We start from the raw sequence: 20,296 nt of genomic DNA, 5'->3' as shown, positions 1-20,296 counted from the left end.
ATATACTAACCAAACCCTTTTTTAAAACTGGAATTTTGCATGTCCTTAAAGGCCATGTATAACGACATCGCTGAAAATTATGTAATAGCCAATCGCTTTGGAGCGATTAGCCAGAGCCAACAAACAGCAATTGAACAAATGAAGCACTTTTATTTGGGGATGAAACCTCATTATAAAGTTCTTGATTTAGGTGTTGGAGATGGCACATTTCTCAAAAAACTTCAGCAAATTATGCCACAAGCAGAATTTACAGGAATCGATGTTTCTTCGGAAATGTTAAAGCGTGCTCGTGAAGCACTATCTTTAATCACTATTGAAGGTAGTGCCGTGCAAGCAAATAAATTCTTGCCACCCCACAGTCAGGATTTGATTCTGGCACATTTCATTAATGCCTATATTCCAATCAAAGTATTATTTAATGAAGCCAAATTATTAACCCGAGCTAATGGCCATTTTTCAATGATCACAACAACTTATGATTCATTTCCTGTCGCTCAACAATGTTTAGCCGAGTTTATTAGTAAAGGTTCGATTTTAAGTAGTGTTGTTGGGCACTATTACAAATCTATTGTAAAAAATACCACCGTTGCAGCAAACAATGATGAATTAATGCTTGCATTCAAACAGAATCAATTTGAAGTCATTGCTCATCAGCGCCTGGAAATACCTATAACTTTAAATACCATTGATGAGTTAGCACATTTTGGTATTGAAGGAACATGGTTTCTCAATACCTTATCCATTCGCATGCTGCCAAAAATATTTTTAATTCAACGAGTGAAGCGTTTATTTAGTAAAATTTTTACTTTTCCCTATCATGATACCCATATAATTGATGTTGTTCTTGCCAAAAAATGATAGTCTGATAATTATTTTTCATAGGATGAGGTTCGAGCAATGATTTCTCAAGAAGTGAAAAATTATTTGCCTGAATTGGCCTTACGACAAAAACAAGCCAATAACATCATATTTATTACCTTTTGGAGCCAATTTTCCGTATACGCCCTCAATACCATATTAGTTTTATTTTTAACACGTCCTGTATTGTCCCAAGGATTAGGTTACAGCCAAGCTAAGGCTTATGCCTTCATTGGCGTTGCCCATGCAATGGGTTATTTAATGCCTATGTTGGGTGGATATATGGCAGATACTGTAGTCGGGATTAGGCGATCCATTCTTCTTGGTAGTATCATGCTGGCTACTGCCTACTTACTCATTATGATCAGTGGCTATACAGTGAGTTCTCTTGGAGATACTTTTTTTATTGCCGCATATGCCTTTATACCAGCAACCAACTCACTCTTAATGGGAACCGCTTCAAGTATGGTTTCTCATATTTATTCAGATGACGCAATTAAAGCAAAATCTGCTATGACTTATTATTATATTGCGATTAATGTGGGCGCATTATTAGCCACTTTAATTGCCCCATTGCTTTTTGAAAGTCGTTATGGGCCGCTTTCCATCCTCACTGTAGCATTTATAGGAAAATCGATTGCTGCTCTAAATTTTGCCAAACGCTACTCCATTTATGAGAATGTTATTTGGGGAAAAGATCAAACTAAATTCTCCAAAGCAGGAGTATTTCGTTTAACAACCTATATAGTTGTTATCTATTTGCTGACTTTATTTGCTTATTCTCATGTTTATATAGCAGGTACTATTATTGCATTAGGTTGTATTATTGGAATTATATGGTTTTTAAAAAAGACGCTATCGCTCAAGGGTATTGTGCGCCATAAGCAATTAATTGCACTCTTACTGATTGTTGAAGCTGTGGTATTTTTTGTTATCTATAACCAAATGAACAGTACTCTAATTTTATTTGCTGAAAATAATTCCGATCATAATATGTTTGGTTTAACTGTTTCTCCTGCCCATTACCAAATACTTAACCCATTGCTCATCTTAGCTATAGGCAGTCAACTTCCACGCCTTTATAAGCTATTTCCTCGCTTCACGATTTCCTACCAATTCGCCTCTGGTACTTTGCTTTCAGGTATTGCTCTTTTAGTAATGGCTTTTGCTGCTTATGGCTCAGATAATGGGATCATAAACGGCAATTACATCGCACTGACTTATATTCTTATTTCTATTGCAGAATTATGGGTTAGTGCCATTGGACTAAGTATGGTGGGATTATACTGTGATCAAAATTCCATCGCTTTTGCCATGGGTGTTTGGTATCTTGCAAGTTCGTTAGCTCATACTATCTCAGGTAGAATTGCTGCTTGGGTTGCGATACCTAACACCATTCACTCTGCTCTAGAAAGCCTACCCTATTACGAAAACTATTATTTAGTTTTAGGCATTAGCGCGATGGGATTAGGAGCAATAATGTATCTTTGCGCCTATTTCTTACAAAAGAAAATGAGAAAAAGAGGTATTATTTTAAGTTAAGCATGAAAAAGAACAGCAGCAGTTACAAGAACCGGTTAACCATTCTCTACCTTTATTTAGACATAATCGTCAGCGAGAAGATATCTCCATTGTTGAGAATGAAGCAACATCAAGCATTACATATACAATCTAATAACAATATATAGGGCGTGCCCCTATATATCCAAGCCTAAATTATCGTGTTTAAATATTCTATCAGCACGATAACTTGAGCGGACTAAAGGCCCAGAAGCTACCTCAAAAAAACCTTTCTTTAATCCGATCTGTCTTAATTCAGCAAACGTTTCAGGAGTTACATAACGAGCGATTGGCAAATGATTCTTTGTGGGTTGTAAATATTGTCCTAGAGTAAGAATATCTACCTGATGAGCACGTAAATCATCCATCGTTTGCACAATTTCCTCATCACTTTCACCTAAGCCTAACATCAAACTCGTTTTCGTTAATACATCAGGTCGATAATGTTTGGCAAATGCAAGTACATTCAATGTTTGCGTGTAACCTGCTCTATTGTCACGCACAGGGTGGGTCAATCGTTCTACTGTTTCTACATTTTGTGCAAATACATCAACACCACTATCCAATAATAAAGCAATATCTTGTTCTACTCCTTGAAAATCGGGAGTCAACGCTTCAACTTTAGTTTTTGGTGAACGCTTTTTTATAGCACGTATTGTTTGCGCATAATGATTAGCACCACCATCAGGTAAGTCATCTCGGTTTACTGAAGTCAAAACTACATAGTCAAGATTCATTAAAGCAACAGTATTTGCCGTATTTTCAGGTTCTTGTGGATCTAACCAACCATGCGGATTTCCGGTATCTACTGAGCAAAAACGACACGCACGGGTACACACCGCCCCCATTAACATAATTGTTGCAGTTCCATGTGACCAACACTCAGCTATGTTAGGACATTTTGCTTCTTCACACACTGTAGCTAAACGATGTTTTTGAACCTGTTCTTTTACTTGGTTATAAGCGGGAGTGATTTGATTCACGACACGTAACCATTTGGGCTTAGGTAAACGCTCATAAACTTGCCCGGTTGATTTGACACCATCTTTGATTGCTGATACGCCATGAGATGTCTTATATTTTTGTCCGCTTTCAACAACAACGGGAATATTAATGGGCTTACTCATGTTTTCACCTAAAAATAAAACAGCTACTTAAACTGTATTTGATGCATTAACCTGTACGCGAACGTGATCTTTTTCTAAGATTTTTAAAATTGTAGCAAATGCGTACCAAACAGAATGTTGATAATCCCAAATCATCAAAATAAGATCAAGTCAAATTTATAAAGAAGCCACAAACAACTAAAATAAGTAACGTCATCAGAGAGATCGTGAAGTTAGACAATATAAAAGGATATACAATTAAACACAGCGCAATGGCAATCAGAAACAATAAACCAATGTTGGCAAATTTCGTCCTTAATGCAGCAAAACGCTTTATGTTCAATAAAACCAAATAAATGCATAAGATCACTACTAAAGGAAGTATGTACATTCCTTGATAAAGCAACTGATATAAATTAGTTTGCCAATTAGAGAAATGTTGATTATTTAACCACTGCTCAAAAATGGTAGCCCAGTTCATGACGCAAGTTTGCTGATAAACTGTAGTTATTAATCCTAAGAAAAATGCTAATAAAAAATATAAAGCATCATCGGACTGTTTTTTGCGATGTTGTATCACAAAATAAATCGTCATCAATCCCAATAATACAGCGGGAATACGTAACCACGGGAGCAAATTAAAATAATTACCGGTATATACTTGTTGAAAATAATGGACTATTACTATAGAAGAAATAAATAATAGGCTGGCAATAATCTGTTTTTTTCGCTGTTCAGCGATTAAAAGAAAAGCAAGGAATCCTGAAAAGCAAAAAAAAGCACACGGATTAAAGGAATCCATAAAAGCTATAGTAACCGTATAATTTAATGCCGATGGCTTTTCTATCATTCCACTAGTAAATTGATTTGCATTAGCCCAATGCCTCAGTGTATCCACTGTTGATTTTGTTAAACTTCCTTTATGTTCAATTTGTTGTTTGCAATACTGAATTGCATCGAACACATCTTTTCCCGTAGTTGCAGCAGAATCAAAACCAACCCATCGCGAATCGCAAAAATAGATTGAAGGAACCGCAAAATCATCCATTTGTTGCGCATTTAATAATTGACTAAAGCGAATTAATGCATTTTTATCCTGATTAATAAAATTGCGTTGAACATGAAGCTCAGGAGATTTTTTTTCAAGATCAAGAAAAAATGCATCTGCTTTTTTGCAATGAGGGCAGGTAGAAGAAAGAAATAATTCTACGTTAATAATAACCTTGTTATCAGTGCTCTTAGAATACCATGAGGGCGATAAATCGGCTGCCCTCGCAGAAGCACCAATTATAAAGAAAGCAAACAACAATCTAAATAATGTTTTCATAGAAGTGAGATGCAATAAAATGAAAATACTATAACATTCTAATGCAAACTCTGCTAATAAGTATGAATATAATTTTCGAGTTGCTCTATAACTCTAGTCTTATCTTCTAGCAAATGATAAAGCAAGTCCCCAATCGATAAAATAGCAATAAACTCATTGTTTTCATCACGAATTAACACATGCCTTCTTTTTGTTGCTGTTATAACTTGCATCGCTTTTTCTATGTGATCATTAGTACTTAGAATAGTGACGCCTTTATATACTACGTCCGCAACTCTGGCTGTATCCAAATTAACACATTTCTGCAAACAAGAACGGACTATATCTCTCTCACTAACGATGCCAATTAATTGATTGTCATTATCCACTACAACCAAGGCACCTATATCCATCTCTGTCATCAAATTAACACATTTTTTTACTGAATCTTCAGGATGAATATAGATAATTTCACGCCTTGGGGTAGGCAAGGCATTATGAATGAGGTCAGCCATTTTATTCTCCATTTATACTTAACCTTTTTCTTAAATATAGTACAAATGGAGGCATGAAAACTCAAGGACGAATAATAATGTTATTTTCTACGGCACGAACACCAGGAACCTGGCGAGCAATCTGCTCTGCTACATCACTTTGGCGAATTTTTTTAACATAGCCCGATAAAATAACAACATCTTGTCGTGTTTGAACATGTACTTGTGCAATAGCAGGATCATCATTACGCATTAAAGCATCTTGTACTGTTTGTGCCAAATTAGCACTTGGAGTAACTAAAGGTGCCAAAGGACTAAATAAGCCGTCAGTAGCTCGATTTGACTGACAACCAACTAATGAAAATAGAGAAAAAATTACCAGTACATTTAGTAAATATTTATGCATCATTGCTCCAACTCTCAATATAAATTCACATAGTAAAAGAATTACTCTCTTCTAGCCTAGTATCTTACGCGAATAGTATGAACTTTAACGGGTTAATATACAAATAAAAATCGTATCACTGCTATACTATTTTTTAAAAATACTATGGTGAGACTAAAGCCATGAAAAAAACAGCTCAATCTATTTCCTCAGAAAATAAATCAAAATTAAACGTAGATAACCAACATGAAAAAACAACGACTCATCAGTATAAAGAGGATCCTGAAAAAAGTGATATTTTTGATTTAATTAATAAATATTACCAGGCTAACTTAGGCAAACTCACTGCAAGCATTAGCCCAGCTGCTACAGCCACTTCTTATTTTTCATGGGGAACACAACTGGCACAAGCTCCAGGTACATTTTTAAAACTTAGTCTCTATCCCTTACTGCATTTTTCTGATTTAATTAATAAGCTTTCCAATTATGATACCCCTGGAAATGGTCAAGACGTTCGATTTCACACAGAAAATTGGAGCCTATTCCCCTGGCGCATGTGGGCTGAATTATTCCTGCAACTAGAAGATTGGAGTTTAAAATCAGTCAGTGAAATTCCCGGATTAAATGATCCTAATAGACGTATTGTTTCATTTAGAACAAAACAACTTCTCGATGCATTATCACCTTCTAACTTTATTTTTACAAACCCCGACTTGTTCCAAGAAACACTCAACAAAAATGGAGAAAACTTAATCCGTGGATCACAATTGGCATTTCAAGATATCATTGAAAAATTAACTGGAGTCCCTCCTGCCGGAGTTGAAAACTTTACACCTGGAAAACAAGTTGCGATCACTAAAGGTAAAGTAATCTACAAAAATCATTTAATGGAACTTATTCAATACGAAGCTCAAACAAAAAAAGTATATAAAGAACCCTTATTAATACTGCCTGCCTGGATCATGAAATATTACATTCTTGATCTTCTTCCTGAAAACTCTTTAGTAAATTGGTTAGTACAACAAGGACATACCGTGTTTATTGTTTCCTGGTTAAATCCAGATTCTAAAGATAGAAACCTCCGAATCGATGACTATTACAGATCAGGGGCTATGGCTGCTATCAATAAAATATCCACCCTATTACCTAATACTAAAATTCATTTAATGGGTTATTGTCTTGGTGGAACTTTAGCAATGATTACAACCGCGGTAATGGCAAAAGATCAAGATGATCGTATTAAAAGTCTTTCCCTTCTTGCAGCTCAAGGAGATTTTGCCGATGCTGGGGAATTATTACTTTTTATTAACAATAGCCAAGTCTCTTTTCTAGAAAATGTGATGTGGGAAAAAGGATATTTAGATACAAGACAAATGGCCGGGAGCTTTCAAATGCTTCGCTCTTACGATCTTATTTGGTCCAAAATGGTACAGGACTACATGCATGGCACACAAAGAGGAATGATTCCATTACTCGCCTGGAATGCGGATGCAACACGCATGCCCTATAAAATGCATAGCGAATATCTTGAAAAACTATTCCTTAATAATGACTTTTCCGAAGGACGATTTACTGTCGAAGGAAAAAACATAGCTGCTGAAAATATTAAACTCCCCTCTTTTGTAGTGAGCACCGAAAGAGACCATGTGAGCCCTTGGGAGTCAGTATATAAAATTCATTTGATGATTAAAGGCAACATAACTTTTGTGCTGGCTAATGGAGGACATAATGCCGGGATCGTTAGTGAGCCTGGACATAAGGGGAGTAATTATTTTATTCGTGAACAAGAAAAAGAAGCATCCTATATCTCTCCTAAAAATTGGCTGCAATTAGCTGAAAACAAATCCGGTTCCTGGTGGCTTGCTTTGCATCATTGGTTGGTAAAGCAATCCCACTCCAAGCAGGTTAGACCACCTAAACTAGATAAAGAACTACCTGATGCACCAGGAACATATGTGTTACAAAAATAATTAAAAATAACGCAACAAACAATATGAGAAGATAAGAACATGGATAAAGACTATTACAAAATAATGGGGGTTAGCGAAGATGCATCCGAAAAGGACATCAAAATGGCCTATCGAAAACTTGCCCGCAAATATCACCCTGATATAAGTAAAGAGCCCGACGCTGAAGAGCGCTTTAAAGAAATGGGCGAGGCTTATGAAGTATTAAAAGATCCTGCAAAAAGAGCAGAATACGATAAATACCAAAAAAGTAGAAACTTTAATCAGAAAGCACAATACACCCATTGGCGTCCTGAAGAAGCCGAGCAATTTTATAGGGGCAATTTTAACGAAGATTTATTCGAAACATTATTTGGTCATTCTCGCTATAGCCAACAACCTATGGCCGGACATGATTACCACGGAAAAATCAGTATCAGTCTCGAAGAAGCATTTACTGGAACAATAAAAAACCTACAAGTTCCCATGGAACAAGATTCAAAAATTAACATGCAAACTTTAAAAGTTAAAATTCCTTCTGGAGTAAAATCAGGTCAACAGATCCGGTTAGCGGGACAAGGTGCACCTGGAATGCATGGAGGACTTCGTGGCGATATTTACTTAACTGTCCATGTTGAAAAGCACCCTCTTTTTGATGTTATCGATAGTGATATCTATCTCACACTTCCAATTACTCCTTGGGAGGCCGCTTTAGGAACAACAGTGGTCGTACCAACACTGGGAGGAAAAATTGACTTAAAAATTCCACCTAACTCACAAGGGGGACAAAAATTACGACTTAAAAATCGTGGTTTACCTGGTACGATACCTGGGCATCAGTACGTACTTTTAAAAATTATTACTCCTCCACCAACTACCGAAGCCGCAACTGAGCTTTATAAAAGAATGGCAGAGGTAATGCCTTTTAATCCACGTGCGAAGATGGGAGTATAAGCATGAAGCAAAACAATACGATAATAGGTGTTCTTGTTGAGGAAACAGCTACTATTTCATTTAATGAAGTCTGTCAAAAATATCAAATTCCTAGAGAATTATTACTGGAAATGGTTGAATACGGTATATTTTCGAGCAAAACCTCCAAAACAGAACAACTTAAATTAAATCAAAAAGATTTACGAAAAATTGAATCTGCATTTCGCCTACATCATGATTTAGGAGTTAATCTACCTGGAGTAGCACTTGTGTTAGAGTTATTAGAAAAAATAGATCAATTAACGGATGAGCTTAGTGTTTTGCGTAAACACATTTGATCTTATTATTTTCAACAAGGATGGATGTCCTCAAAGATTAATCTCTGAGGACGCTCTGTTCATTGAGTGAGTTAAAATTAATATTATCCCTATTGATGATCCATTCAGATTCTTAAACTCCACCAATGCCATTCAAAAAGACTTAATAAATTCCTCAAGCAGATATTGCTCCACATTGCAATATAGTAATACAATGAGCAAAGGATACCTATTAATTAAGCGAAACTTATGCGCCCACTGTTTATTATTTTGATTGTTTCGTTAGTTATTTTACAGCACAAACTATGGCTAGGTGATGGTAATTTAATTCAGTGGCATAACCTGCAAACAAAGCTTGCTGCCCATGAACAGGAAAATAATAAATTAGCAACACGTAATCAATCGCTTGAAGCAGATATAAAAGAACTGAAAAGTGGTGAGCAAGCTCTAGAAGAACAAGCACGATATGAGCTAGGCATGATCAAAGAAAATGAAGTGTATTATCATTTTATTGATTAGAGCTTCTCAAAATTTTGCTTTTTACTGTGGCACAGCTGTTAAGCGCTGAGCAACTCCAGATACTCGGGTGGTTGTTTATCCCAAAGACTCAACACATAGCCTCCTCCACCAGAACCTGTAGGTTTGACAGCTAATGCGCCTTCTGCGATTAACCGATTCATATGCTGCTGCAAACTCTCGCTCACGAGATCCCATTGAAAAAAACAATCGCCGGCTTTTTCAATCGCTTGGGTTAAAAAAAATACTGAGTCTACTTTATCGCGCTCTAAAGCCTTTTTTGCCTCTTCAACTGCCTCAACCATTTGATTATCAATTTGTTCTGCTAACTTGGAATTTTTATCCCACAAACTCTGTACTTGATTAATACAATGAGAAGTAATTCCGATTTGTTTACAAGAAGATAAAAAAAACTTTGGGTGGATTTTTTGTTGTAAGGGTATTATAGTACCTGCTTTAAAATAAATACCACCTTCTGCAGCAACACCTGCAATATCTAATCCGCTGCTTTTCCCATGAAATAAATGTTCTAATTCTTTAGCAAAAACAGTACATTGGCTTAAATCTAACATTTTCTGAGCGCAAAACCAGCGGCTCATCGCAACACAAAGAGCAGCAGAAGCACCCATTCCTGTTCCTACTGGAATGGTACTGTCTAAATGAAAATACCCTCCTAATTGATTTATAGAGCGTCCCAATAATTGCATACCATGTTCCAAAACACTCCAAAATAAAAGATGCATGTCTGGACCACTACTACCCGCATAATCTGCACCTAAAGACGGGGCTGAAGCAGAATAATGTAAGGTTAGCTTTTTCTCCTTAAGAGGAAAGACCAAAGCAGGATGCCCTCTCACCACTGCATGTTCACCGGCCAGAATCCATTTACCATAGGTTGTAGTTTCAAAATTAAAGAACGTCATAATTGCCCACTAAATAATCACGTTTGAATTCTCGCGCCAATTCCTGTTGCTCTGGCCGATACAACAAATGAATATTTGGTCCCGCATCCATTGTGATTATAGGACCATCACCTTTTTTATCCCAGAAATCTTCCAAGTGATGCAACAAGTCTACGCTATTTTCTGTCATGTAAGAAAAAGGCGGCTCACAGGTATGAAATAAGCGATGCATGTTTTGAAATTCTCGCCAGCATATATGATAAGCGGAACACCAGTCTTTGGACATCAATGCGGTTAATAAAAGTTTTAAATTTTCTTCAGCTTCTTGCGTGCGGGTTGCATAAAATGGACTTGCTTTTACACGTTTGTGTGCCTCACTAGAAGACACTTCCTTTTTTTTATTACTCACCACAATACCTTGATAAAGCAACTGTTGATAGGGTAAATCTATAGCCTCCACTTTATTCTCTTGCCATAAAGCCCAAGGAGAATAAAAAGATCGACAAGAAGATCCAGAGCCTAACCGACTTAATTGTGCTTGCTCATCTATAGAAGGCATGGGTTTCTGAGTAAGTTCACTCAAAGCAATCGAAGCACAGCGCGTCAATGCTGCAAAGCTTGAAGCAGAACTGGCCATTCCACTACTATGAGGAAAATTATTGCATGACTGTACTAAAAAGCCACCTTCATAATCAAAGTACTTCTTTATTCGCGTCAAATGATCAAGGAATTTTTTTTGTCCTTCTTGAGATATAACCAATTCACCAATTCCCCCAGGCACAATCAGAGGCTCCCAAATGTCCTTTTTTGAACTTAATTTTTCAAGCCTTACTGTGCTGATAAGATCATTCAATGTGTAGGATAATGAAGAGTTATCTGGGGCATTGGAGCTTTCATCTTTTTTCCCCATATATTTGATCAAAGCAATATTAGCTGGAGCATGAGCAAGCCAATACATAAATATTTCTCCTTGGGTATTTGGGCGTGTTGATAATTCATCCTCACCGTCTACGTGCCCCAACTTGTTCGCGGCATCCAATAATTATCAGAACCTAATGCTGGTTCAAATAGATTCACACCGTTTGGATCCCACACATTAAGCACGGGATGTAGGAGAACAGAATGAATTGCCAACAGCCCCTACATAAACTATATATAAGCTACCAATTCTGTGCAGTCCTTATTTTACTACTTAAATTCTTTATATTCATATTGTACGTAATTTTGTACTCGCTAGTTGTGCTGTAGGCGTATTAGGATAGGCCCTAACTACCTGTTGCAGGAATTTTTTCGCTTCTTGCTTATTACCCTGTTCTGCATAAGCATAGCCAACTTTTAACATGCTCGCAGCAGACTTACTTGAGGTAGGAAATTGTTGTAAAACTGTATCAAAATGCTCAATCGCCTTTGTGTAATCCTTTTTAACTAAATAAAGTTCTCCCAGCCAATATTGGGCATTAGCAGTATAACCACCTTTAGGATATTTTTGCACAAAAACATTCATTGCTGTTATAGCATCATCATAACGCTTATTTTTTATTAATTCATAAGCAGCTAAATAACTAATTTGTTCGTCAGCTGGATTTGCACGAGAAACAGGATCCGAAACTGGAGTCGTCGCCATTTTATTCGTTTCAGTTTTGGCTGCAGGTGCATTAGTTTTAGAAATTGATTCTTTCGAACCCACATCAAGATCTATTGTCGGTTTATTTGATACCGACTTAGGACTGCTTCCGCTTAAGCGTGCATCTAAATCTTTATAAAAAGCAACTTGTTGTTGCTGTAATAACTTTAAATCATGAGCTTGTACTTCCAATTGACCTCGCAATTCTTGTATTTCTTGTTGCAAGCTTTGAATTTTATCAATTAGTTTTGCATTATCAGTAATATTATTTTCTGAGTCATTTGGATGATCATCTTTGGCAAGCGCGGGACCATCATCCTGAGTATTATTAAAAGAGTAATCCTCTTTTTGCGCCACATCAAACCCATTTTCAAATTGAGGATCTTCATATTTAGAACCAACAACAGGCGCCTCTTGCGCCTGTTGTCCCTCAATAATCGCAAAATTTTCACTATCATCAACCACAGGAGCTTCTGACCAGCCCGTCAAAGGGATCATGAGCATAAAACCTGCAGCGATAATGTGTTTTTTGCAATAAATCATCTTGTTGCCTCATAAGTAAATTCCACGCGTCGGTTTTGTGCATGTGACGCTTCATCATGTCCTAAATTAATTGGACGCTCTTTACCATAGCTCACAACACGTATTTGTTGTCGATTAACACCAGCCATACGTAAAATATCAGCTACAGTATTTGCACGACGCTCACCAAGAGCTACGTTATATTCACGGCTTCCGCGCTCATCAGTGTGTCCAGCCAATAATACGCGAGCACCAGGATGTGTCTTCAAGTATTCTGCCTGTGCATTAACAGATGGCAAATATTTTGGAGCTAAATTACTATCATCGTAAGAGAATAAATATAATTGATTATGAGGTGCCTGAGTGGTGTAAGATTCCCCTGGTTCTTGACCAGCAAAATGAGTAAATTGCCCCAAACCTTGAGCAGAAGCCCCACCTTCAGCTAAGGCAGCTCCATCAGCACTACCTGGTGCTTTAGAACAAGCAGCCACTAAAACAACGCTCGCTACAAGCAGACCTAATTTACATAATGATCTGGCTTTCATCCTCAATCTCCTCTGTTCTTTTTATTATTAGTCAATGTCCCATGAAGGGCTTATGGAGGCACATTGTACAATCCTTTTTATTTTTTGGCTACAGTAATTCCCTTGCACATTTAGCTGATTCATTCTTCTAATGCTCTATGTGAGATACTACAAAATGAGCTAGTTCTGCCGTAAATTGTTGTGTTGCTTTATTCGCTGCAATAACACCCCCATAAGGTGTGTCACTTGGGCATGGGATCCTTAAGTTAATAATGCGCGAGGATAATATTTTATTATCACTAACATGAGTTAAAACTATCTTGACTGAAAACTCAATAATACTGGGTTTTTTAAGAAAGTTTTGATTTAATGAAAGAAGTTGAGTATCCAATCGATAATCTGCACCTAAAGCATAAGCATTAGAAGTAACCGCTTCAAAAAGGTTGGTTTTTTGTAGGCTTTGTAAAATTAAAGGATAGAGCATATCTGCTGGAGGATTTACCCACGCATTTTTTGCAAAAGCTTCAAGCTCGTAAGGTTTTTTTATATAAAGCATCTGTTCCGTTTGATAACCACCCGCAGCATCAGGAGCTGTAACTAACAACGTAATAGGCAAGTTTTTTTTGACCAATTGCTTTGAACTATAGGCACTTAATTGGTATTGATCTTTTACAGGCATTTTAACTGGTGAACATGCACTTAGCATTACAACACTTATACTCACAAAAAAAACAGCCAGTTTTTTCATTATTTATTCTCCAGGCCCAGGTTGTGGAGGTTTACTTCCACGAATCACCACAGCAGGATTTTGCCGCATTTCACTGCTCACCTTTTCGAGATTAGCCGAAATTGCATTCAAACGACGTAGCAAAATAGTTGCCGGTGGAAGTGATTCCTGGGAGATTTTATCGAGTGTATTTTTTCCTGATTTCATTGTTTTTGACACGCTATTCCCGGCTGTACTCAAACTCTCTGCCATAAGATTGAACTTAGAAATTCCTACTCTCAACTCGTCAAGCATGCGTGGAAAATCACGACTGGTTTTGGCGAGATTATCCATAAAAACATTCACATTTTTACCATTACGTGCAAGATCCTTAGAAAAATCATCGATATTTGAAAGTATTTGTTTTATATGTTTTGCGTTTTCTTCATTAAATATACGTTGTGCTTCAGTAGTTACAGTACTCATATCTTCCGATACTTTTTTTAAAATACTGTCCAATTGGTTAAAAACAGAGGGCTTTGTAGGAATAACAGGATAAGGTTCTCCAGGCATTTTTTTAAGAGGAGTTAAATTAGAAGTACTTGCACTCAAACCAATATAAGTTACACCAGTAATTCCTTGAGAATTTAAAGTGGCAAAAGTACTTGTAGTGATAGGTGTTCCTTCTTCAATGCTTAATAAAATTTCAACCTGCCTAGGATCATTTTGATTTAATTTTATTTCTTTAACATTACCCACCTGCACTCCGTTGTATTTCACTGGTGCATCCTGAGTGAGACCTGAAGCAGCCTCATGCATAAAAACTGTATAGGTAATAAATTTTTTTTGATTAAAACCAATGGACAACCACAGCATTGTAGTTATAAGCCCCACCAGCAATATGAGTACTACCACACCCACTATGGTATAATTGGTTTTCGTTTCCAAATAAATTATCTCCGGTTACACTTTGCTAAAATAATCTGCGATTATTTTATGCTTATTTTTCATTAATTCTTTGATAGGTTCAATACTTAGAACTTTTCCCTCGCCAATAAACGCCACGCGATCTGTGGTCCTTTTTAAGGATTCTATATCATGACTTACCATAACTATAGTAAGCTTTAATGAATCTCTTAAAAAAACAATTAAATCATCAAACAATCGTGCACTAAGAGGGTCCAAACCTGTAGTAGGTTCATCCAGGAATAGTAGTTCCGGATCCATAGCAATAGCACGCGCTGCAGCAGCCCTTCTCTGCATTCCTCCGCTCAATTCTGAAGGTAATTTCCCTGCAGCTTCTTTAGGCAGCCCTACTAAGGCAATTTTTAACAAAGCCAATTCATACATAAATTCATGTTCAAGATTAGTAAACTCTTGCATTGGAAACATGACATTTTCGAGTACAGTCATCGATGAAAATAATGCACTATGTTGAAAAAGCATTCCCCAACGACGACGAAGCGAAAGTGATTCTTGAGCATCAAGATGACTAATATCTTGACCAAATACTTTAATGTTACCTGCTGTCGGCTTCATAAGCATTAGTACACTACGCAATATTGTTGTTTTTCCACTTCCAGAACCGCCAATAATAGCTAGGATTTCTCCTTTTTGTACCGTCAAATCAACACCAGAGTGTACCCATTGACCACCAAGATAATTTTTAAGTCCTTGAATTTCGATAATGGATTCACTCATTTACCAATGCATCCGGCTATAAATAACTGAATAAATTGCATCAGCAATAATAATCAGAAATAGTGCTTGAACTACGCTTTTAGTTGTCTGGCTTCCAATATTTTTTTCTGTTCCTGCTTCAACTTTAAACCCCTGGAAACATCCTACCAAAGCAATTAATAAAGCAAAAGCTGGCGCTTTATAAAGCCCTAAATTCAACTGTGAAAGTCCAACGGTGTCTTTTAAGCGTTGCAAAAAATCAATAAAATTGATGCCTAACATATTATTGGACATAATCATAGAGCCTAAAATACTAAAAACATCAGACCAAAAAATCAATAAAGGAAATGCAATCAATAATCCAATAACCTTAGGAAGTACTAATAGCTCTGTGGGGGAAAGCCCCATAGTAAGAAGAGCATCTACTTCTTCATTCAATTTCATACTACCAATTTGTGCTGTAAAAGCCGAGCTAGTTCGTCCAGCAACAATAATTGCTGTAATCAACGGAGCAAATTCACGAAAAATAGCCATCCCAGACAGATAAGCAATGAAACTGTTAGCTCCATATGTTTGTAACTGTAGCCCCATCTGATACGCTAAAACAACCCCAATGAGGAACGAAAGTAGAGCAAGAATAGGTAAAGCAGTTACTCCAGTAGTATAAATATTTGAAATGATACTTGGTAATTGAAATCGTCGCCAATTACCAAATGCTTCAATTATTTTTGTAGTTAAATCACCAACTAAAACAAGAAGACCATCAACTTGACGAAATTTATTCTCTGATTCTTTACCCAGTTGATAAAATACATTTTCTTTTGGAACAGAAGGAATATGGTAGCCTAAAATATCTTTCTTTGATTTAATGAGCTCCAAAAGTTGTTGTTGCCTCTCAGTAAAATCGGTTAATTCAACTTGGTTTTCTCGCTGCTCCAGCTTATCAATACACTTCATCAAAGCTAAAGCACCTGCACTATCAAAATGACTAATCCTTTCCCCACTGATCGTTACTTTTTCTGTTTTAGGTAACTCACCAGCACTAAATCGCTGCACCAAATTATCAATTTGTAAAACAGACCAAACGCCAGTACAGTGAAATCTGATATGTTCCTCATCAAAAGTGATTTGTGCGCTATTTTTTACCATAGTTATATATTAAAATAATCCCAAGAAGAATACGAATATTCTAGAAGAGCAAAAGCTATGGCTTATACTACCACAATACTTGGCCATTCTGATAGTTTATAGCAATCAATGGATACTAGATTCTAACTTCGCCAATAAACTGCTTTACTGCAGTCTGGCGAAGTAATTTTTTTAAGGTTGAATCTTAAACAGTCAGAGCAATGGTATTAATTGATGTACATAGATTTTCAACCTTTTGACCAGCATCAGTTGCAGGCTTAAGCCATGAAAGTTGTCCTTTATATATAGAATAGCCTGCTTGAGCAAGTCCAGCGGTAAAAATAAGTGCTGCTAAATTAGCCAAAAACGATTTCCAGCCTCGATGTTCCTGCAATATTTTTACATTCTCATTATCCTCTTTTAGAAGGCTTTGGCTATTGCTTTTAAAAGCATCTAAATTTCCATCTTGAATATATTGTGTAGATAAAAGCGAAATTTCGTGATAAATACTTTTCGCGGCCTCAGAAGCTTTTTGATATTTGTCAGCTTGCTCCTGTTTTCCTTTACTCAGATTTTCTTGATAGTTAGCCTCAAGTTCTTCCTGTTTTAGCTTAAGAATCCGTAATTGAGCTTTAACTTGTAAAAGATGGGTTTCTCTTTCTCTTTTAGTTCGTAGCTCCACAAAGTATTCTTGCATACCTTCTTCAGCACTCGAAACAAAATCTTTAGAATCTCTCTGCCGACTCCCTTCATAATGAGTTTCAGAATTTTCTACGCACAATGTGTTTTCTATTTGATTACTTACTAAGTGCGCTTTAGTTTCCTGAGAAATCGTCAATGCAACAAATAACTGTTTAGGAGAGGAAACAGCTTCAACACTTGTCGGAGATGTTTGCAACTTTACTTGTTCCGAAGGTGAAGGAAATTGTTTCTTGAGTTTCTCTTTTAATTGGTTTATCTCTTCATCCAATTTTTTTAGTCTTTGCACATGATACTCGTTTAATTTGGAAGAAATAACAAAAAAATTTTTTCCTTTCTTTTCTTCGTATTTTTTTAAATTTTTGGAAAATTCCTCATAGGATTCACATTTCTTTAATTGAGCAATAACTTCTAATCGTCTTTTTTCAGCCAACAAAAAAGATTTCATTTCAGCTTGAGTTCGTTTTCCCATTACATCTCCCTTAATCCAAATCAGCAAGAGCGATTAATCTACACTAAACACAAAAAAAACACCATAAAATTAAAATAAAAACATTTTATGGGTTGTCATTATGGGACTCTAAAGAACTTCATTTGATATTTTTTAAACAAAAAAATCTAGGCTATAATACAACTAAATCATATAAGCGATGAGTTTTAAGTAGTTTGCTTCCCTATTTTATGATAAAATTAGTTCATTTTTCGCAAGACGTAAAAATATAGGTATGCAAGACGACTACAGCCACTTTGAACAACGCAAAAACGACCTTATTAAACTTGGCGTTAATGCCGGCTAACCAAAGGAGAAAGCATGCCTTTATCTTCTAATACTGATGAATTATTTCGTGGATTCTCAAAACTTTCTCGTGAAGAGCGCTTTAAACGTTTGCTCGATCTGGGAGCAATCACAGCAGAAGATATTGCTTTTCTTAAAAACGGTGGGATAAAAGATTTAAACTTAGCAGATAAACTTATTGAAAATGTTATAGGCTACTTTCAACTTCCTTTAGGTGTAGCAACTAACTTCAATATTAATGGACAAGATTATGTTATTCCTATGGCTGTTGAAGAAACGTCAATTATTGCTGCTTTATCCAAATCAGCTAAATGGATTCGACAATGCGGTGAAATAAAAACACGGGTACAAGGTGAATGCATTTTAGGTCAAATTCAATTAGCAAAAGTTAAAGATTTTAACAAATTTTCTCAAATTTTTTATGAAAATCGCGCATACCTGATTAGCAAAGCAAATAAAGATGTAGCAGAGAATATGGTAAAACGTGGTGGAGGTGTTGTCGATCTGCAGCTACGTCTGCTCAAGCGAGAAGATGGCCAAGAAATGGCGGTCATCCATTTAACAATGAATAGCTGCGATGCGATGGGTGCAAATGTCATTAATCAAGTACTTGAATACTTAAAGTCACCTATAGAACAGTTAACCGGTGAAGAAGTCACCATGTGCATTCTATCCAACTTAAATGATCAAAAGCTAACTACTGCTCAAGTAATCATTCATAAAATTGACCCTGTACTTGGTCAAAAACTCCAAGAAGCTTCTCTTTTTGCTGAAATGGATCCCTATAGAGCCGCCACACATAATAAAGGAGTAATGAATGGTATTGATCCTGTCTTAATCGCAACAGGCAACGATTGGCGAGCAGTGGAAGCAGGAGTACATGCTTATGCAGCTCGTGACGGACAATATCAGGCAATCACGCGTTGGCGTTACGAAGATGGCATCCTCACTGGCCAACTTACTGCACCTATTGTAGTAGGTACTATAGGCGGTGTTACGTCGCTGCATCCCACTGCTCAAATGTGTTTAAGAATGATGAATATTTCTTCTGCAAACCAATTATCCCAAGTTATTGCCGCAGTAGGCCTTGTACAAAATTTAGGTGCTATCAAAGCATTATGCACTGAAGGCATTATTCAAGGTCATATGAAACTACATATTGATAACTTGCTCTTGGCTGCAGGAGCGAATGAAAGTGAAATGCCCCTTCTTAAAGAGCATTTACAAAAATGGCTCGCTCTACATAAAAGAATCAGCTTGCATAATGCTCATGATCTGCTAGCCAAAATCAGACAAACTCCAATTGCAGTATGAAATGGCTAATTCCTGCAAAAACGTTTTTATTAGGCGAATATGCTGCATTAGCTGAAGCGTCAGCGATTCTTCTAACTACATATCCTTGTTTTGAGCTTAGCATAACGCCTAAGAACAACAATTTATCAGAAATTCATCCAAAATCTCCGGCTGGAATCTGGTGGCAACAGCAACAATTGGATCAATCCCTACTCTGGAACGATCCGTATGAAGGACAAGGTGGTTTAGGTGCATCAAGTGCGCAATTTTTAGCGAGTTATTTAGCAAGCTGCTTTCTTAAAGCAAAGAAATCTAATTTAGATAACATGCTCGATGCTTATTATAAAGTGTCATGGACAGGAACGGGATTAAAGCCAAGTGGGTATGATGTCATTGCGCAAGCACAACAAGGTTGTGTTTATGTTAATAAACAAAAAAAAATAATTCAATCTTATGGATGGCCCTTCCGAGATCTGTCATTCCTTCTTATTCATACAGGAGTAAAACTTGCAACACATCATCATCTACAAACCACTACCTTACCCGATCAGATTGATTATTTATCTGCTTTAGTTGATGAAGCTAGGCTGGCATTTGATCAAGCTAGCGCTACAAAGTTAATTACAACTATCAATGATTACCATAAAAAATTAGTTGAATTAAATTTAGTCGCTAAACATAGTTTAAATTTGATGAATCGACTTAAAGAATATAAAGAAATACTCGCAATAAAAGGTTGTGGCGCTTTAGGTTCGGACGTTATCTTACTCATTACCGCAAGCCACAAGGTAGAAACTCTAGCAAATCGACTTAAAATGCACAATTGCACGATTTTAGCTTCTGAAAAAAACATCTATTTTTCAAATCAAAAACTAATGACATTGTCCAGTTTTCTCTAATTCTTAAATCCTCAAAACAAAACAACAGCTATAAAAATGATAAAAATACGAGAAACATGATAAAAAGACTTGAAATTCTATACTATTCCGGTATGATTCGAG

At 36.5% G+C, this 20,296-nt stretch carries 21 protein-coding genes; 8 read left to right on the top strand and 13 right to left on the bottom strand.

Features of this window, described 5'->3' with window-relative positions:
- Nucleotides 1-39: 39 nt before the first annotated feature.
- Both Lgra_RS09245 and Lgra_RS09240 read left to right on the top strand, forming a co-directional pair.
- Nucleotides 40-858: a class I SAM-dependent methyltransferase gene (locus Lgra_RS09245; RefSeq protein WP_058498968.1), complete on the top strand. Its 819-nt coding sequence runs from the start codon at nt 40-42 to the stop codon at nt 856-858.
- Between the two features lie 39 nt (nt 859-897).
- Nucleotides 898-2,400 carry a peptide MFS transporter gene (locus tag Lgra_RS09240; RefSeq protein ID WP_058498967.1) on the top strand — a complete coding sequence of 501 codons (1,503 nt, stop codon included), beginning with the start codon at nt 898-900 and terminating at the stop codon, nt 2,398-2,400.
- A gap of 155 nt (nt 2,401-2,555) precedes the next feature.
- On the opposite strand, the gene lipA is transcribed toward Lgra_RS09240, so the two are convergent.
- The 4 genes from lipA to Lgra_RS09220 all read right to left on the bottom strand — a co-directional run bounded on the left by lipA (nt 2,556) and on the right by Lgra_RS09220 (nt 5,730).
- Complete coding sequence (gene lipA / locus Lgra_RS09235; RefSeq protein WP_058498966.1) at nt 2,556-3,545, bottom strand: lipoyl synthase; 990 nt, start codon at nt 3,543-3,545, stop codon at nt 2,556-2,558.
- 145 nt (nt 3,546-3,690) lie between these two features.
- Nucleotides 3,691-4,851, bottom strand: coding sequence for a thioredoxin domain-containing protein (locus Lgra_RS09230; protein WP_058498965.1), 1,161 nt, complete (start codon nt 4,849-4,851; stop codon nt 3,691-3,693).
- Nucleotides 4,852-4,904: 53 nt separating this feature from the next.
- On the bottom strand, nt 4,905-5,345 hold the full coding sequence (locus tag Lgra_RS09225; protein ID WP_058498964.1) for a CBS domain-containing protein: 441 nt from the start codon (nt 5,343-5,345) through the stop codon (nt 4,905-4,907).
- Nucleotides 5,346-5,406: 61 nt separating this feature from the next.
- Nucleotides 5,407-5,730: a BON domain-containing protein gene (locus Lgra_RS09220; RefSeq protein ID WP_058498963.1), complete on the bottom strand. Its 324-nt coding sequence runs from the start codon at nt 5,728-5,730 to the stop codon at nt 5,407-5,409.
- A gap of 161 nt (nt 5,731-5,891) precedes the next feature.
- Between Lgra_RS09220 and Lgra_RS09215 the strand changes: the two genes are divergently transcribed.
- The 4 genes from Lgra_RS09215 (at nt 5,892) to ftsB (ending at nt 9,424) form a co-directional block, all read left to right on the top strand.
- Nucleotides 5,892-7,679, top strand: a complete 1,788-nt coding sequence (locus Lgra_RS09215; protein WP_058498962.1) for a PHA/PHB synthase family protein — start codon at nt 5,892-5,894, stop codon at nt 7,677-7,679.
- Between the two features lie 39 nt (nt 7,680-7,718).
- Nucleotides 7,719-8,609, top strand: a complete 891-nt coding sequence (locus Lgra_RS09210) for a DnaJ C-terminal domain-containing protein (RefSeq protein WP_058498961.1) — start codon at nt 7,719-7,721, stop codon at nt 8,607-8,609.
- Nucleotides 8,610-8,611: 2 nt separating this feature from the next.
- Nucleotides 8,612-8,926, top strand: coding sequence for a chaperone modulator CbpM (locus tag Lgra_RS09205; protein WP_058498960.1), 315 nt, complete (start codon nt 8,612-8,614; stop codon nt 8,924-8,926).
- Between the two features lie 228 nt (nt 8,927-9,154).
- Complete coding sequence (ftsB, locus tag Lgra_RS09200; RefSeq protein WP_058498959.1) at nt 9,155-9,424, top strand: cell division protein FtsB; 270 nt, start codon at nt 9,155-9,157, stop codon at nt 9,422-9,424.
- 38 nt (nt 9,425-9,462) lie between these two features.
- Here ftsB and Lgra_RS09195 read toward each other — a convergent pair whose 3' ends face one another.
- The 9 genes from Lgra_RS09195 to Lgra_RS09155 all read right to left on the bottom strand — a co-directional run bounded on the left by Lgra_RS09195 (nt 9,463) and on the right by Lgra_RS09155 (nt 17,642).
- On the bottom strand, nt 9,463-10,344 hold the full coding sequence (locus Lgra_RS09195) for a mevalonate kinase family protein (protein WP_058498958.1): 882 nt from the start codon (nt 10,342-10,344) through the stop codon (nt 9,463-9,465).
- Entirely contained in the window at nt 10,331-11,281 is a 951-nt protein-coding gene (locus Lgra_RS09190; protein WP_058498957.1) for a diphosphomevalonate decarboxylase, read from the bottom strand. The genes Lgra_RS09195 and Lgra_RS09190 overlap by 14 nt, the downstream gene beginning before the upstream one ends.
- A gap of 249 nt (nt 11,282-11,530) precedes the next feature.
- Nucleotides 11,531-12,490 carry a tol-pal system protein YbgF gene (gene ybgF / locus Lgra_RS09185; protein ID WP_058498956.1) on the bottom strand — a complete coding sequence of 320 codons (960 nt, stop codon included), beginning with the start codon at nt 12,488-12,490 and terminating at the stop codon, nt 11,531-11,533.
- On the bottom strand, nt 12,487-13,014 hold the full coding sequence (gene pal, locus Lgra_RS09180; RefSeq protein ID WP_058498955.1) for a peptidoglycan-associated lipoprotein Pal: 528 nt from the start codon (nt 13,012-13,014) through the stop codon (nt 12,487-12,489). Before pal ends, ybgF begins: the two co-directional genes overlap by 4 nt.
- A gap of 127 nt (nt 13,015-13,141) precedes the next feature.
- Nucleotides 13,142-13,741 carry an ABC-type transport auxiliary lipoprotein family protein gene (locus tag Lgra_RS09175; protein ID WP_058498954.1) on the bottom strand — a complete coding sequence of 200 codons (600 nt, stop codon included), beginning with the start codon at nt 13,739-13,741 and terminating at the stop codon, nt 13,142-13,144.
- A 3-nt stretch (nt 13,742-13,744) separates the two neighbouring features.
- Nucleotides 13,745-14,647 (bottom strand): MlaD family protein, encoded by a 903-nt coding sequence (locus tag Lgra_RS09170; RefSeq protein WP_172468390.1) that lies wholly within the window; start codon nt 14,645-14,647, stop codon nt 13,745-13,747.
- Nucleotides 14,648-14,662: 15 nt separating this feature from the next.
- Nucleotides 14,663-15,400, bottom strand: a complete 738-nt coding sequence (locus Lgra_RS09165) for an ABC transporter ATP-binding protein (protein WP_058498953.1) — start codon at nt 15,398-15,400, stop codon at nt 14,663-14,665.
- Nucleotides 15,401-16,528 carry an MlaE family ABC transporter permease gene (locus Lgra_RS09160; protein WP_058498952.1) on the bottom strand — a complete coding sequence of 376 codons (1,128 nt, stop codon included), beginning with the start codon at nt 16,526-16,528 and terminating at the stop codon, nt 15,401-15,403.
- Between the two features lie 184 nt (nt 16,529-16,712).
- Nucleotides 16,713-17,642: a hypothetical protein gene (locus Lgra_RS09155; RefSeq protein ID WP_238584409.1), complete on the bottom strand. Its 930-nt coding sequence runs from the start codon at nt 17,640-17,642 to the stop codon at nt 16,713-16,715.
- A 375-nt stretch (nt 17,643-18,017) separates the two neighbouring features.
- Between Lgra_RS09155 and Lgra_RS09150 the strand changes: the two genes are divergently transcribed.
- Together Lgra_RS09150 and Lgra_RS09145 are read left to right on the top strand one after the other, a co-directional pair.
- Entirely contained in the window at nt 18,018-19,316 is a 1,299-nt protein-coding gene (locus Lgra_RS09150) for a hydroxymethylglutaryl-CoA reductase, degradative (RefSeq protein WP_058498950.1), read from the top strand.
- On the top strand, nt 19,313-20,194 hold the full coding sequence (locus Lgra_RS09145; protein ID WP_058498949.1) for a hypothetical protein: 882 nt from the start codon (nt 19,313-19,315) through the stop codon (nt 20,192-20,194). The genes Lgra_RS09150 and Lgra_RS09145 overlap by 4 nt, the downstream gene beginning before the upstream one ends.
- The last annotated feature ends 102 nt before the right edge of the window (nt 20,195-20,296 follow it).

It is taken from the genome of Legionella gratiana, from assembly GCF_001467695.1.
In the GTDB taxonomy this organism is placed as follows: domain Bacteria; phylum Pseudomonadota; class Gammaproteobacteria; order Legionellales; family Legionellaceae; genus Legionella; species Legionella gratiana.
Note: the sequence above shows the minus strand (reverse complement) of the source record. Positions and strands in the feature narration are given on the sequence as shown.